This window comes from Rhodanobacter lindaniclasticus (assembly GCF_004799035.1).
Taxonomy (GTDB): Bacteria; Pseudomonadota; Gammaproteobacteria; order Xanthomonadales; family Rhodanobacteraceae; genus Rhodanobacter; species Rhodanobacter lindaniclasticus.
The window spans coordinates 15,210-28,362 of record NZ_MWIO01000050.1 but is presented as its reverse complement, the minus strand read 5'-3'; the positions used below and the strand labels follow the sequence as shown (position 1 = coordinate 28,362).

14 protein-coding genes are annotated in these 13,153 nt (G+C 67.9%); 1 reads left to right on the top strand and 13 read right to left on the bottom strand.

The features are described from left to right. Positions 1 to 35: 35 nt before the first annotated feature. The 10 genes from B1991_RS15405 to B1991_RS18785 all read right to left on the bottom strand — a co-directional run bounded on the left by B1991_RS15405 (position 36) and on the right by B1991_RS18785 (position 7,641). A complete protein-coding gene (locus B1991_RS15405) occupies positions 36 to 578 on the bottom strand; it encodes a DsbE family thiol:disulfide interchange protein (RefSeq protein ID WP_136259563.1) in 543 nt (180 codons plus the stop codon). After that, positions 575 to 2,548 carry a heme lyase CcmF/NrfE family subunit gene (locus B1991_RS15400; protein WP_136259562.1) on the bottom strand — a complete coding sequence of 658 codons (1,974 nt, stop codon included), beginning with the start codon at positions 2,546 to 2,548 and terminating at the stop codon, positions 575 to 577. The genes B1991_RS15405 and B1991_RS15400 overlap by 4 nt, the downstream gene beginning before the upstream one ends. Before the next feature lie 106 nt (positions 2,549 to 2,654). Then, on the bottom strand, positions 2,655 to 3,107 hold the full coding sequence (ccmE, locus tag B1991_RS15395; RefSeq protein ID WP_210772153.1) for a cytochrome c maturation protein CcmE: 453 nt from the start codon (positions 3,105 to 3,107) through the stop codon (positions 2,655 to 2,657). A 22-nt stretch (positions 3,108 to 3,129) separates the two neighbouring features. Further along, on the bottom strand, positions 3,130 to 3,336 hold the full coding sequence (gene ccmD / locus B1991_RS15390; protein ID WP_136259560.1) for a heme exporter protein CcmD: 207 nt from the start codon (positions 3,334 to 3,336) through the stop codon (positions 3,130 to 3,132). Further along, positions 3,333 to 4,091 carry a heme ABC transporter permease gene (locus B1991_RS15385; RefSeq protein ID WP_136259559.1) on the bottom strand — a complete coding sequence of 253 codons (759 nt, stop codon included), beginning with the start codon at positions 4,089 to 4,091 and terminating at the stop codon, positions 3,333 to 3,335. Before B1991_RS15385 ends, ccmD begins: the two co-directional genes overlap by 4 nt. Further along, positions 4,091 to 4,777, bottom strand: a complete 687-nt coding sequence (gene ccmB, locus B1991_RS15380; RefSeq protein ID WP_136259558.1) for a heme exporter protein CcmB — start codon at positions 4,775 to 4,777, stop codon at positions 4,091 to 4,093. The genes B1991_RS15385 and ccmB overlap by 1 nt, the downstream gene beginning before the upstream one ends. Before the next feature lie 57 nt (positions 4,778 to 4,834). Next, complete coding sequence (gene ccmA / locus B1991_RS15375) at positions 4,835 to 5,470, bottom strand: cytochrome c biogenesis heme-transporting ATPase CcmA (protein ID WP_136259557.1); 636 nt, start codon at positions 5,468 to 5,470, stop codon at positions 4,835 to 4,837. A gap of 63 nt (positions 5,471 to 5,533) precedes the next feature. Then, a complete protein-coding gene (locus B1991_RS15370; protein ID WP_136259556.1) occupies positions 5,534 to 5,941 on the bottom strand; it encodes a DUF3293 domain-containing protein in 408 nt (135 codons plus the stop codon). Beyond that, a complete protein-coding gene (locus B1991_RS15365; RefSeq protein ID WP_136259555.1) occupies positions 5,934 to 7,337 on the bottom strand; it encodes an FAD-dependent oxidoreductase in 1,404 nt (467 codons plus the stop codon). Before B1991_RS15365 ends, B1991_RS15370 begins: the two co-directional genes overlap by 8 nt. Before the next feature lie 157 nt (positions 7,338 to 7,494). Next, positions 7,495 to 7,641, bottom strand: coding sequence for a hypothetical protein (locus B1991_RS18785; protein ID WP_168709680.1), 147 nt, complete (start codon positions 7,639 to 7,641; stop codon positions 7,495 to 7,497). Positions 7,642 to 8,155: 514 nt separating this feature from the next. Here B1991_RS18785 and B1991_RS15360 point away from each other — a divergent pair. Continuing rightward, a complete protein-coding gene (locus tag B1991_RS15360; RefSeq protein ID WP_136259554.1) occupies positions 8,156 to 10,123 on the top strand; it encodes a cytochrome c/FTR1 family iron permease in 1,968 nt (655 codons plus the stop codon). Between the two features lie 10 nt (positions 10,124 to 10,133). Here the strand turns inward: B1991_RS15360 and phbB are convergent, their stop codons facing one another. From phbB to B1991_RS15345, 3 genes are all read right to left on the bottom strand, one after another. After that, a complete protein-coding gene (gene phbB / locus B1991_RS15355) occupies positions 10,134 to 10,895 on the bottom strand; it encodes an acetoacetyl-CoA reductase (RefSeq protein WP_136259553.1) in 762 nt (253 codons plus the stop codon). Between the two features lie 110 nt (positions 10,896 to 11,005). Next, positions 11,006 to 11,506, bottom strand: a complete 501-nt coding sequence (gene phaR / locus B1991_RS15350; protein WP_136259552.1) for a polyhydroxyalkanoate synthesis repressor PhaR — start codon at positions 11,504 to 11,506, stop codon at positions 11,006 to 11,008. Positions 11,507 to 11,595: 89 nt separating this feature from the next. After that, positions 11,596 to 13,149, bottom strand: coding sequence for a DHA2 family efflux MFS transporter permease subunit (locus B1991_RS15345; protein ID WP_136259551.1), 1,554 nt, complete (start codon positions 13,147 to 13,149; stop codon positions 11,596 to 11,598). Positions 13,150 to 13,153 lie beyond the last annotated feature (4 nt).

The window sequence follows — 13,153 nt, the reverse complement described above, 5'->3', positions numbered from 1 at the left end:
GCCCGCGAGCGGGCTCCTACCAGGGGCGAGGCGCATCAGGGCGTCTCCTTCAGCATGGCGGCGATCGCCGGCTTCACCTTGGTGGCCAGCACCTCCGGCGTGATCGGCCCGATGTGCTTGAAGCGGATCACGCCTTTCGCATCGATCAGAAAGCTTTCCGGCGCGCCGTAGACGCCGAAGTCGATCGCGGTCTGGCCGGATTCGTCGGCGATCAGCAGCGCGTACGGGCTGCCGTGCGCGGCCAGCCAGGCCTTGGCATCGGCCGGCGCGTCCTTGTAGTTGTAGCCGACCAGCTTCACGCCCAGGCTCGGCGCCGCGGCGGTCAGCACCGGGTGTTCCACGCCGCACTCGATGCACCAGCTGGCGAACACGTTGAGCAGGTAGGGCTGACCGAGCAGGTCGGCCTTGCTTACCGTCTGCGTCGGTTCGTACAGCTTGGGCAGGTCGAACGCGGGCGCAGGCTTGTTCAGCAGCGGGGTGGGGATCGCGTTCGGATCGTGGCGGGTGTTCCACCAGATGCCAAACCCGAACAGGCCCACCAGCAGCATGAAACCGATGAACGGCAGCAGGCGATTCATGCGCGGGTTTCCTGTGGCTGCAAGTCCACCGGGGCCGTGGCGGCAGCCGTGCGCTTGAGCCGGAAGCGCTTGTCCGCAGCGCACACGAAGCCGCCCAGCATCATCAGCAAGCCGCCGCCCCAGATCCAGCGCACGAACGGCTTGTAGTAGAGGCGCAGCGCCCACGCACCTTCGATGTTGCCGGCGTCCATCGGCTCGCCCAGCGCCACGTACAGGTCGCGGAACACGCCGGCGTCGACCGCCGATTCGGTCTGCACCTGGCCGCGCGGATAGGTGCGCTTCTGCGGGTGCATGACCGCGATCTGCTTGCTGTCGCGGGTCACCGTGATCACGCCCTGGTCGGCTTTCCAGTTCGGGCCGGTGGTGCGGTGCACGCCATCGAAACGGAAATCGTAACCGCTGATGTGCTGCGTTTCGCCCGGCGCCATGCGCACGTCGCGGGTCACGCTGAGCGATTCGGTCAGCAGCACGCCGGCAACGAACACCCCCACACCAAGATGCGCCAGCAGCATGCCGGCCATCTCGCCCGGATAACGGCGGCCGCGCGGCACGTCGCGCCAGCGCTTGTAGGCATACAGCAGCACCCCCACGCCCAGCCACGCCAGCGCCGCGACGCCGACGATCGCCTTGAGCTTGCCATCGACGAAGAACGCCGCCACGATCGCGCACGCCGCCGCGGCGATGCCGACGCGCAGCAGGATCTGCTTCAGCAGCGGCGATTCGCCCTTGCCCCAGCGCAGGAACGGCCCGAACGGCATCAGCAGCACGACCGGCAGCATCAGCAGCGGGAACAGGAAGCCGAAATACGGCGGGCCGACCGAGATCCGGCCCAGGTTCAGCGCGTCGCCGATCAGCGGGAACAGCGTGCCCAGCAGCACCATCGCGGCGGCCACCGCGAACATCAGGTTGCCGATCAGCAGCACGGTCTCGCGCGACAGCAACTGGAACGCCTTGCCGCCGGCCACCTTCGGTGCCCGCAGCGCGTAGAGCAACAGCGAGCCGCCGACCACGATGGTCAGGAAGGCCAGGATGAACACGCCGCGGCGCGGGTCGGAGGCGAACGCGTGCACCGAGGTCAGCACGCCCGAACGCACCAGGAAGGTGCCCAGCAGGGACAGCGAGAAGGCGAAGATCGACAGCAGGATCGTCCACGCGCGCAGCGAGCCGCGCTTCTCGGTCACCGCCTGCGCGTGGATCAGTGCCGCGCCGACCAGCCACGGCATGAAGCTGGCGTTTTCCACCGGGTCCCAGAACCACCAGCCGCCCCAACCGAGCTCCGCATACGCCCACCAGCTGCCGGCGACGATGCCCAGGGTGAGGAACGCCCACGCCACGTTGGTCCACGGCCGCGCCCAGCGCACCCACGCTTGTTCCAGCTCGCCGCCGAGCAGGCCGGCGATGGCGAAGGCGAAGGCCACGGAGAAGCCGACGTAGCCGGTGTAGAGCACCGGCGGATGGAACGCCATGCCCGGGTCTTGCAGCACCGGGTTGAGATCGGCGCCGTCGCCGGGCATCGGCAGCAGCCGGCCGAACGGATCGGAGGTGAACACGATGAAGGCGAGAAAGCCCACCGCGATCAAGCCCATCACCGCGAGCACGCGCGAGGCGAACACCTCGGGCAGCTTGTAACTGAAGGCGGCCAGCGCCACCGTCCACACGTTGAGGATGAAGATCCACAACAGCAGCGAACCCTCATGCGCACCCCACACGGCAGCGATGCGGTAGTACCACGGCAGCTCCAGGTTGGAGTTGTCGGCCACGTACTGCACCGAGAAATCGAAATGCAGGAACGCCCATACCAGGATGCCGAAGGCGAACGCCACGAACACCGCCTGGCCCGCCGCGGCCGGCCGCGCCACCGCCATCAGCGCCCGATTGCCGCGCCACGCGCCGATCAACGGCAGCACCCCCTGCGCCAGCGCCAGCAGCAGGGCGAGGATGAGGGCAAGTTGGCCGAGTTCGGGAGTCATGGGTTTTGGCCGGGAATAGAGAATAGGGAACAGGGAATAGGCAAAGGCAAAGCTAGTGCGCTTCGAGGTGGGATCTTGTGGCAAAGGGTGGCGCGCATGGCTTTTCCTATTCCCGACTCTCTATTCCCGGCTTTCCCTCATGCGCCTTGGCCATCGCGTCCTTCAGTTCCTTGGGCATGTAGGTTTCGTCGTGCTTGGCCAGTACTTCGGTGGCGACGAAGCGGGCGCCGTCCATGTGGCCGGTGGCGATCACCGACTGGTTGTCGCGGAACAGGTCGGGCAGGATGCCGGTGTATTCCACCGGCATCGCGCCGCCGGCGTCGACCACGGTGAAGGTGACCTTGAGCGAATCGTTCGAACGCTGGATCGAGCCGGCCTTGACCATGCCGCCGAGGCGGAACGTCTTGTAGCTGCTGGCCTGGCCCGACTGCACCTGGCTTGGGGTGAGCAGGTAGTTCATGTTGTTCTGCAGGGCGACCACCACCAGCACCGTGGCGATGGTGGCCGCGGCGAGGATCAGCAGGACGATGACGAGGCGGCGTTTGCGGGTCGGGTTCATGGGCATGGCAGGTCTGCGCCGGTCAGGCGGACGGCGTGGCAGGAGGCGGTTGACGTTGCTGACGGGCACTCTGACGGGCCAGTCGTGCGCGAAGTTCCCGCAGCACGCGGTGGCGGCGCAGGGCCGGCGCGATGCTGTCGGCGATCAGCACGACGAAGAACACTGCGTAGGCCGGCCATACGTACGCCGCGTAACCGCCCATCGCAAGAAAGTGTTGCAGCGCGCTCATCGGTCGGCCTCGTCTTCGGCGATCTTGCGTACCCAGTCCTTGCCGCCCTCCATGTCCAGCAGGTCGGTTCGCGCACGGCGGAACAGGCTGGCCGCGTAATAGAACTTGGTGGCCAGGGTCATCGTCAGCAGCGGCCACAGCATGTCCCACGCCATCTTCGACTGGCCGAACACGTTCACCGTGCTGCCCTGATGCAAGGTGTTCCACCAGTTCACCGAGAAATGCACGATCGGCACGTTGATGACGCCGATGATGGCCAGGAAACCGGCGGCGCGTGCGCCCTGGCGGCGATCCTCGAACGCGTGGTACAGGCCGATCACGCCGAGATACAAAAACAGCAGCACCAGCTCGGACGTCAACCGCGCATCCCAGGTCCACCAGGTGCCCCACATCGGCTTGCCCCACAGCGAGCCGGTGACCAGGGTGATGAAGGTGAACGCCGCGCCGATCGGCGCCGATTGCATCGCCACCACCTCGGCCAGCTTGATCCGCCACACCAGCGCGACGAACGAGGCCACGCCCATCACCGCGTAGATGAACATGCTCATCCATGCGCTGGGCACGTGGATGAAAATGATCCGGTAGGCGTCGCCCTGCTGGTAATCGGCCGGCGCCAGCAGCAGGCCGCCATACAGGGCGACCGCACCCAGCAGCAGCGCCAGCGTCATCGCCCACGGCTGCAATTTGCCGGCGAAGCGGTAGAACGTCGGCGGCGAGCCGAGCTTGTGCAACCAGAGCGGAATCCAGTCAGACATCATGCGTCCAGAGCAATGCGGAGAGCGGCCGCGCAGGCCAGCGGCGCCAGCACCACGGCGAGCACCAGGGCGGCAGCCAGCCAGGCGATCGGTGCCAGCCACGGCAGCCCCTGTTGGGCGGCCGCCACCGCGCCGGCGGCGAAGATCACGGCCGGCACGCACAAGGGCAGCAGCATCAAGGCGAGCAGCATACCAGAGCGCCGGGTGCCGGCCGTCAGCGCCACCAGCACGGCACCGAGCAGGCTGAGCAGCGGCGTGGCCAGCAGCAGCGCCAGCAGCAGCACCGGAATCACCGTGCCGGGCAGGTGCAGCATCGCCGCCAGCAGCGGCGCGATCACGATCAGCGGCAGCGCCGTGGCCAGCCAGTGGGCGAGGATCTTCATGCCCAGCAGCAGGGCCAGCGGCTGCGGCGAGAGCACCAGTTGTTCCAGCGAACCATCCTCGATGTCGCTGGCGAACATCGCATCCAGCGCCAGCAGCATCGCCAGCAACACGGTGACCAGCACCACGCCGCCGGCGATCCGCTGCAGCAGGGTGTCTTCCGGGCCCAGCGCGAACGGGAACAGCGTGGCCACGATCACCGCGTACAGCACCGGCATGGCGATGTCGCCGCGGCGGCGCCAGGCGAGCGCGAGGTCGCGGCGCAGCATCGCGGCGCAGGCAGTGCCAAGGCCCGGCCGGTTCATCGTTGTGCTCCGCGCCCTGCAAACAGGAGGCGGAGGCCACGCAGCGAGTTGCCGACCTCAGCCATGCATGCGGATCCGTCGCGGTTCGCCGCCGTGGAAACTCACGGTTCCGTGGCTGGTGACCATCGCCGCGCCACCGGCGTCGGTATGGCGTTCCAGCAGTTCGTTGACCAGCGCGATGCCGATGCGGTCCAGGTTGGCGTAGGGCTCGTCGAGCAGCCACAGCGTGGCCGGCAGCAGCAGCAGGCGGGCCAGCGCCGCGCGCTTCTTCTGGCCGGCGGACAAGCGTCGCACCGGCTCGTCCTCGTAACCGCGCAAGCCGATCCGGGCCAGTACGGACGCAGCGTTGGTGCCGTCGCGGCAGCCATGCAGGCTGGCCGCCACGCGCAGGTTTTCACGCGGACTGAAGTCTGCCTTCAATCCCAGCTGGTGGCCGAGGAACAGGATGTCGCCGGCAGTGGCGTCGCGCTGCAGCGGCGCACCGCGCCAGCGCAGTTCGCCCTCGCCGACATGCAGCAGGCCGGCCAGCATGCGCAGCAAGGTGGTCTTGCCGCTGCCGTTGTCGCCCTCGACCAGGGCCAGCTCGCCCGCGTGCAGCTGGAAATCCATCGGCGCGAACACCGGCTCGTCCTGGCGACGAAAACTCAAGCCCCGTGCTTCGAGCAGGGGCGCGGCGGCGGGCGTGGCGGTCATCTCCGTGATTGTCCGCAATGGCGGTGGCGCTTGTCCATGTGGCGCACTGCCGCTGTCGCGGCGCTATTCCATCCAGCGCAGCAGGGCGACGCCATCGCCGTGACCGTGTACATAGGCGCGTTGGCCGTGGTGGCGGGCCAGCGGGTCAAGTGTGGCGGCGTCGGCGCCGATCACGAACAGGCTGGGCTCGCTCCAGCCGGTGTTGCCCACGCCGATGGCGGGGCGCACGGCGATCTCCGGAAGGGCCTGCAGCGCAGCCAGCAGTTCCCGCTGCGCGACCAGGTTCTCGGGTTGCGCGCGACGGCGAGCCTGCGGGTTCCACGCGGTGATGAAGGCCCACGGTTGCATGCCGACCAGTTCATGCAGCTCTGCCGGCAGCGGCAGATCGATGCGGATCGTCGCCCAGCTCACCGTGTCCAGGTTGACCAGATAGGCGGTGTCGCGGAATGCCTCGCGCAGGTACTCATCCATGGCGCAAGGCCGGCAGCGGCGGCAGCGTGGTTTCGAACAACCGCGCCGCGGCGTCGAGGTCGATGTCGCGCACCGCGGGGGCGTCGCGCAGCAGCTGTTCGAGCAAGGCATCCTGCGCGCGGCCGCGTTCCAGCGCGTAGGCGTAGGGCACGTGGGTGAAGGTGACCAGCCGGTAGCGCGCCATGTAGTGCGTCGGCGCGCGCGCCGCCAGCAGGGCGCCCAGCTCGCGCTTGGCCAGGTAATGCGGGTCGGCTACCGAGTCGCGCATCTCCACGTAGTTCTCCAGCGCCATCGCGGCGATCGCGTCGGCGTTCGGCTGGCGCACGCGCTGGAATTCGGCGAACACGTCGGCGCTGTCGTTCGGCGCCTCGGCCAGCAGGTTCGCCAGCACCACGGTGTCCTCGAAACCGCAGTTCATGCCCTGGCCGTGGAACGGCACGATCGCGTGCGCGGCGTCGCCCAGCAGCAGCGCACGGCCGTCCAGGTGCCAGCGCTCGAGGTACAGCGTGGACAGCGTGCCGACCGGATGGCCGTCGAAATCCTCACTGAAGCGCGGGATCAGCGGCAGCAGGCCCGGAAACTGTTCGCGGAAGAACGCGGCCGCGGCCGTGGCGTCGGGCAGGGTGGCGAAGCTCGGCGCGGCACCCTGCGCCGGCAGGAACAGGGTCACCGTGAAGCTGCCTTCGGTGTTCGGCAGCGCGATGCACATGTAGCTGCCGCGCGGCCAGATATGCAGGGCGTGCGGCTCCAGCGCGAACTGCTCGTGACCGCCGCTGTGCGACAGCACCGCGGCCGGCAACTCGCCAGCTGGCGGGATCTCCAGTTCCTTGTAGCCGTGGCCGAGCGATTCGATCCGCTCGCCCAGCGGCGCCTGCGCGTTCATTGCCGCGCGCACCGCGGAGCCGGCGCCGTCGGCGCCGAGCAGCAGGCCGGCGTCCTGCTCGCGTTGCGCGCCGGCCTCGTCGGCGAGCCGGATGCGCTGCCGGTCGAAGTCGGCGCCGACCAGCGACTGGCAGAAGTGGAAGCGCGCGCCGGCCGCCTCGGCCGCATCCAGCAGCAGCATGTTCAGCGCGCCGCGCGAGACCGACCAGATCACCTCGCTGTCGTCCACGCCGTAGCGCTGCAGGGCGCTGTGGCCGTCGCGATCGTGCACCATGCGCCCGCGCATCATCACCGCGCGCTGCAGCACGTCGTCGGCCAGGCCGGCCGTGCGCAACGCCTGCAGTCCGCGCTCGGCCAGCGCCAGGTTGATCGAGCGACCACCGGTGAAGCCGGCCAGTCGCGGATCAGGTCGTTTCTCGTAGACGTCGACGGCAAAGCCGCGTCCGGCCAGCTGCTGCGCCAGCAGCGCGCCGACCAGGCCGCCGCCGATGAGGGAGATGGGTTGCTGCGCCATGCTGCGATCCGGCAAGGGAATCCGCCCACTGTTCCGCAAGCGAGGCGGGACTGCAATCCCGGGCAGCCCACTTCGTGCTGCAGGGGCGTTGCCGTGCCAGGTGTTCGCGTGTGCCGCCGCCATTTCCCGAAGACGCCAAGAAGGGTCGGCCTGCTCGTCACGCGTTTGCCTTGTTGCTTACTGGCAGATCGCCGAAGGCATTGAACGCCGCCACCACATCGCTGCGCGAGTAGCCGTAGCCGCCCGCGGCGCTTTCCACGCCGCAGGCGCCGGCGTGGAACGTGGAGGTAGCCGTCCAGTACATCGCGTTGGCGTGCGCGAAGACCTCGAACGCCTACTTCGTGTTCCAGTTTGACGACTTGGCCAGCGTGCAAGACGCCTTGTTTCCGCAGCGCGCCCTTGCGCGTGCTGCCGGCCATGTTGTGGGTCGCCACGTCGGTTTCTGCATGGTGCAGGTGGAACCGGACCGGGTGATCGTTTCCCCACCTCGTGATTCGAAAAGATGCCCGGCAGATTTTTCCTGCAGGTGCATTTTGCAGTCCGGTGCGCGAGGAGTCCCCCCCAGGACAGACGGCGACCGGATCGCGGGAAGCCACGACTTGTTGTCATTTCCGGTCAATGGATCGGGTTGCAACGCTGCGCGGGCGCGGTGTCGCGGCGCAGGAAGTTTCGGCCGGGCGACGCGATCGTGGCGGGACAGGGATGCGGCATTTGCGTGAATCATTCTCATTTGCGGTTAATGCGCTCATTCGCGACAATGGCGCCTTCCTTAGTATCTCGTCGCCCCTGGCCGGGCGCTGCCTGGAATCCGCTTCGCCATGCATACGCGTTGTCGTCGTCCATCTTCGTTCTGCCTCGCCTGGCTGCTGGGCCTGGGCATGTTCGTCGTCGCGGCCACGGCGATGGCAGCCGCACCCGCGTCCGCCGCAGACAAGGCGCAGACGATCGTGCACATGCTCGACTACATCAGCGTGGACTACCCCCAGTTCGTGCGCGACGGCAGGGTGCTCGACCAGAGCGAGTACGCCGAGCAGCTCGAATTCGCCACGCAATCGGTAGCCTTGCTGCAGCAGTTGCCGACGCAGGCGGGGCAGGCGGAGCTGGTGGGCAAGGCGCAGGCGCTGCGCGAGGCGATTGCGGCGAAGGCCGAGGGCAAGGCAGTGACCGCAGCGGCCAATGCGTTGCGCTGGGACATCATCCGCGTCTGGCAGCTGAGCGTGGCGCCACGGCAGCCGCCGGATCTTGCCGCGGGAGCGCGCCTGTACGCCGCAGATTGCGCCGCCTGCCACGGTGTCAGCGGCCATGGCGACGGCGTACTGGCTGCCGGGCTCGATCCGATGCCCAGCAATTTCCATGATGCCGCGCGGATGGATGCGCGCAGCATCTATGGGCTGTACAACACCATCACGCTGGGCGTGGCCGGCACGCCGATGCGGCCGTTCCCGGAACTGTCCGAAACCGAGCGCTGGTCACTGGCGTTCTACGTCGCCGGCCTGCGCACCACGCCCGCACAGTTGCAAGTGGGCGCCACGGCCTGGCAGCAAGGCATCGGCAAGGCGCTGTTCAAGGACTTCGGCGACCTCGTGACGAAGGCGCCAAATGAAGTGGCGCAGCGCGAAGGCGCGCAACTGGTGGCGGTTCAGGCTTATCTGGCTGCGCATCCGGCGTCGATCCAGGCGGCAGCGCCCGCGCCGCTGGCAATCACCCGCGGCAAGCTCGACGCCAGCCTCGAGGCGTATCGCCACGGCGATCGCGACATGGCGCGCCAACTGGCCATCAGTGCCTACCTGGAGGGTTTCGAACTGATCGAGGCCAGCCTGGACAACGTCGACGCCCCGCTGCGGCGCGAGGTGGAGACTCAAATGATGGCCTTGCGCACGACCATCGCCCAGGGCCCGCCGGTGGCCGAGGTCGCGGCGCAGGTCAAGCGCATCGATGGCCTGCTCGACCGTGCCGAACAGGAGCTCGCGGCGGGCGAGCTGTCGCCGCTGACGGCCTTCCTCAGCGCGCTGCTGATCCTGCTGCGCGAGGGTCTGGAAGCCATCCTGGTGCTGGCGGCGATCATCGCGTTCGTGCACAAGACCGGGCGCCGCGATGCGATGCCGTACATTCACTTCGGCTGGATGGCGGCGATCTTGCTGGGCGCGGCGACGTGGGTGGTGTCGAGTTATCTGCTGGCGATCTCCGGCGCCAACCGCGAGGTTACCGAAGGCGTCACCGCGTTGATCGCCTCGGCGATGCTGCTGTACGTCGGCTACTGGTTGCACAGCAAGTCGTATGCGCAGGCGTGGAGCGCATTCATCCGCACGCGGGTGAATGCCGCGCTGGGCAAGGGCACCCTGTGGGCGATGGCCGGGGTGGCGTTCCTGGCGGTGTACCGCGAGCTGTTCGAGATCGTGCTGTTCTACCAGACGCTGTGGGTGCAGGTGGGCAGCGAGGGACAGCACTACGTGATCGCCGGCATGCTCACGGCGGCGCTGCTGCTGGCGCTGGTGGCATGGGCGATCCTGAAGTACAGCGTGCGCCTGCCGATCGGGCCGTTCTTCACTGCGACCTCGGCCTTGCTGGCGCTGCTGGCGGTGGTGTTTGCCGGCAACGGCATTGCCGCCTTGCAGGAGGCCGGCGTGGTCGGCGCCGATGCCGTGTCGTTCGTCTCGATCCCGTTGCTGGGTATCCACCCGACGCTGCAGGGTTTGCTCGCCCAGGCGCTGGCGCTGGCGCTGACCGCCGGCGGTGTGTGGCTGGCGCGGCGCCAGGCACTGGCTGCCGCCCGCCGCGCGGGCTGAGCCGGGAGGCTCAGAAGCTCATGAAGTAACCGCCGTTCACCGGCAGGTTGGCGCCGGTGATGTAGCCGGCGTCGTCGGCGGTGAGGAAAGCCACCGCACGGGCGATGTCGGCGGGTGCGCCGAGCCGGCCGACCGGAATGCCGGCGATGATCTGGGCGCGAATGTCGTCCGGCACGGCCGCCACCATCGGCGTGTCGCAGTAGCCGGGTGAGACGGTGTTGACGGTGATGCCCTTGCGCGCGGTCTCGCGCGCCAGCGCCATGCTGAAGCCGTGCACGCCGGCCTTGGCCGCCGAATAGTTGGTCTGGCCGAACTGGCCGGTCTGCCCGTTGACCGAGCTGATGTTGACGATGCGGCCGAAGCCGCGCGCGCTCATGCCGTCGACCACGTTGCGGCAGATGTTGAACACGCCGTCCAGGTTCACCTGCATCAGTTCGTGCCATTGCTGCGGGGTCATCTTGCGCAGGCTGGCATCGCGGGTGATGCCGGCGGCGTTGACCACGATGTCGACGCTGCCGTACCGGTTTTCGATCTGCGCGATCGCCTGTTGGCAGCTGTCGAAATTGCTGACGTCGAGCGGCGCGAAGCCGATCGCGTCGCCGAATTCGGCCAGTTCGTCGTGGAAGGCGGCGACCCGTTCGCTGCGTGCGGCCAGGTCGAGCGCCACCACCTGACGCCCGGCGCGGGCGAGGTGGCGGCAGATTTCGGTGCCCAGTCCGCCGATGCCGCCGGTGACGATGGCAACGCGTCGTGAAGTGTTGGTCTGATTCATCGGGATCGCTTCGCTGGCCGGCTCACGCTGCATGGCAGCACATGTTGTGCTGCAGCGTCCGGGAAGGGGTGGGGCGCCGGTGACGGAGCGGGGCCGTCACGGCGCGGGGGTCAGCCGGACTTCTTGCCGCCACGTGTGCCGGTCGGCGGCGGGGTCGGCATCACCTTGGCGGCGGTGTCCATCAGGCCGCGCTGCATCGCCTGGAACGCCGCCATGTTGCGCTCGGTCAGGTCGTTCAGCGTGTTCCATGGGGTTTGCCCCATGAGGTTGTTGAGCTGGCTGCGAAACTGGGTCTGCTGGTCGAGGAAGACCTGCAGGCTGCGCTCCAGATAGGGGCCCATGAAGCCCTGCAGCGAATCGCCGTAGAAGCGGATGATCTGGCTGAGGAGCTGCGGCGAAAGCATCGGCTGCCCCTTGTCCTCGTGCTCGGAGATGATCTGCAGCAGCACCGAACGGGTCAGGTCCTCGCCGCTCTTGGCGTCGCGGACCTCGAAATCCTCGTTGTCCAGCACCAGCTGGCGGACTTCCTCCAGCGTGATGTAGCTGGAGATCTCCGTGTCGTAGAGACGCCGGTTCGGATACTTCTTGATGATGCGTTTGGTTTGTGCCATGCGCCACAAGCTAGCAGAAGATATTGCGGCGCACCAGTCGGCGCCGCCGTTTCATGCTGCGGCATCCGGGCGCAGCAAATTCGCCTGTTTCAGTGCCCCGGGGCACCGCCGGCATTGCCGAACGGCGGGCGCGCCAGCCACAGCAGCGGGATCATGGCGAGGAACAGCACGGCGCAAACGAGGTAGACGTCATTGACCGACAAGGTCAGCGCCTCGCGGGTGATCAGCTGGTCGACGACATCCAGCCCCTGCCGCATGGAAAAGCCGCCGTGCTCCAGGCGTTGCAGGAAGCTGGTCGCGGCTGGTGCCGCCGGCGTGATGTGCTCGGTCAGCACGGCATGGTGGTATTCGCCGCGATGCTGCCACAGCGTCACCGTGGCCGCGGTGGAGACGCTCGACGCCAGCGTGCGGCAGAAGTTGGCCAGGCCCGAGGCGCTGGCGACCTGGTCCGGGTTCAGCCCGGACAGGTACATCTGGTTGAGCGGGATGAAGAAGCAGGCGATGCCGATGCCCATCACGAAGCGCGGCAGCACCAGCGTGCCGAACGAGGCCGAGCTGTCGAAGCTGGCGAACCAGAACGAGGTCACCGCGAACACGATGAAGGCGAACGTCACCACCGCGCGCAGCTCCAGCCGCTGGATGTTGGCGCCGATCACCGGCGCCATCAGGAAGGCCAGCACGCCGACCGGCGCGCTGGCCAGGCCGGCCCAGGTGGCGGTGTAGCCGAGATCGATCTGCAGCCACAGCGGAAACACCACGTTGATGCCGAAGAACGCCATCATGCCCAGCGACAGCGCCACCACCGCCACGGTGAAGTTGCGTCGCTTGAACAGCGCCAACTCGACCACCGGATGCTTGGCGTGCAGTTCCCATACGATCAGGAAGGTGAGGCAGACCAGCGCGATGATGCCCAGGGTCAGGATCATCGGCGAGGCGAACCAGTCGTGGTCGTTGCCGTTGTCCAGCATGAACTGCAGCGCACCCACGCCGACCACCAGCAGGACCAGCCCGATCACGTCGATCGGCATCTTGAAGGTTTTCGTCTCGCGCTTGTGCAGCAGCACCCAGGTGATCAGCGCCGCCAGCGCGCCGACCGGCACGTTGATGTAGAAGATCCACGGCCACGAGAAGTTGTCGGTCAGCCAGCCGCCGAGGATCGGTCCGAAGATCGGCGCCACCACCACGGTCATCGCCCAGAGCGCCAGCGCCATGCCCTGTTTCGCCTTCGGGTAGCTCGACAGCAGCAGGGCCAGCGACAGCGCCACCATCGGGCCGGAGCCCGCGCCCTGCAGCAGGCGGCAGATCACCAGCATCGGCATGCTGGTGGCCATGCCGCAGAGCATCGAGAACACCACGAACAGCGTTACCGAGCTGATGAAGGTGCGCACTTCGCCGAAGCGTCGCGCCAGCCAGCCGGTCAGCGGCTGCATGATCGCGCTGGCCAGCGCGTAGGAGCTGATCGTCCAGGTGCCCTCGCTGGGGCTCACGCCGAGGCTGCCGGCGATGTGCGGCACCGAGACGTTGACGATGGTCATGTCCAGCACCTCCATGAAGGTGCTGAAGGCGACCGCGATGGTCAGCAGGACCAGGGCGCTGCCTTGCAGCGGCTTCAGGGGCGTGGCGTCGTCGGGCGTGGCGGCCATCGGT

Bases quoted from the DNA above. Each gene is read 5' to 3' on its own strand.
- B1991_RS15405 (WP_136259563.1), bottom strand. From the start codon at position 578: ATGAATCGCCTGCTGCCGTTCATCGGTTTCATGCTGCTGGTGGGCCTG.
- B1991_RS15400 (WP_136259562.1), bottom strand. From the start codon at position 2,548: ATGACTCCCGAACTCGGCCAACTTGCCCTCATCCTCGCCCTGCTGCTG.
- ccmE (WP_210772153.1), bottom strand. From the start codon at position 3,107: ATGAACCCGACCCGCAAACGCCGCCTCGTCATCGTCCTGCTGATCCTC.
- ccmD (WP_136259560.1), bottom strand. From the start codon at position 3,336: ATGAGCGCGCTGCAACACTTTCTTGCGATGGGCGGTTACGCGGCGTAC.
- B1991_RS15385 (WP_136259559.1), bottom strand. From the start codon at position 4,091: ATGTCTGACTGGATTCCGCTCTGGTTGCACAAGCTCGGCTCGCCGCCG.
- ccmB (WP_136259558.1), bottom strand. From the start codon at position 4,777: ATGAACCGGCCGGGCCTTGGCACTGCCTGCGCCGCGATGCTGCGCCGC.
- ccmA (WP_136259557.1), bottom strand. From the start codon at position 5,470: ATGACCGCCACGCCCGCCGCCGCGCCCCTGCTCGAAGCACGGGGCTTG.
- B1991_RS15370 (WP_136259556.1), bottom strand. From the start codon at position 5,941: ATGGATGAGTACCTGCGCGAGGCATTCCGCGACACCGCCTATCTGGTC.
- B1991_RS15365 (WP_136259555.1), bottom strand. From the start codon at position 7,337: ATGGCGCAGCAACCCATCTCCCTCATCGGCGGCGGCCTGGTCGGCGCG.
- B1991_RS18785 (WP_168709680.1), bottom strand. From the start codon at position 7,641: ATGTACTGGACGGCTACCTCCACGTTCCACGCCGGCGCCTGCGGCGTG.
- B1991_RS15360 (WP_136259554.1), top strand. From the start codon at position 8,156: ATGCATACGCGTTGTCGTCGTCCATCTTCGTTCTGCCTCGCCTGGCTG.
- phbB (WP_136259553.1), bottom strand. From the start codon at position 10,895: ATGAATCAGACCAACACTTCACGACGCGTTGCCATCGTCACCGGCGGC.
- phaR (WP_136259552.1), bottom strand. From the start codon at position 11,506: ATGGCACAAACCAAACGCATCATCAAGAAGTATCCGAACCGGCGTCTC.
- B1991_RS15345 (WP_136259551.1), bottom strand. From the start codon at position 13,149: ATGGCCGCCACGCCCGACGACGCCACGCCCCTGAAGCCGCTGCAAGGC.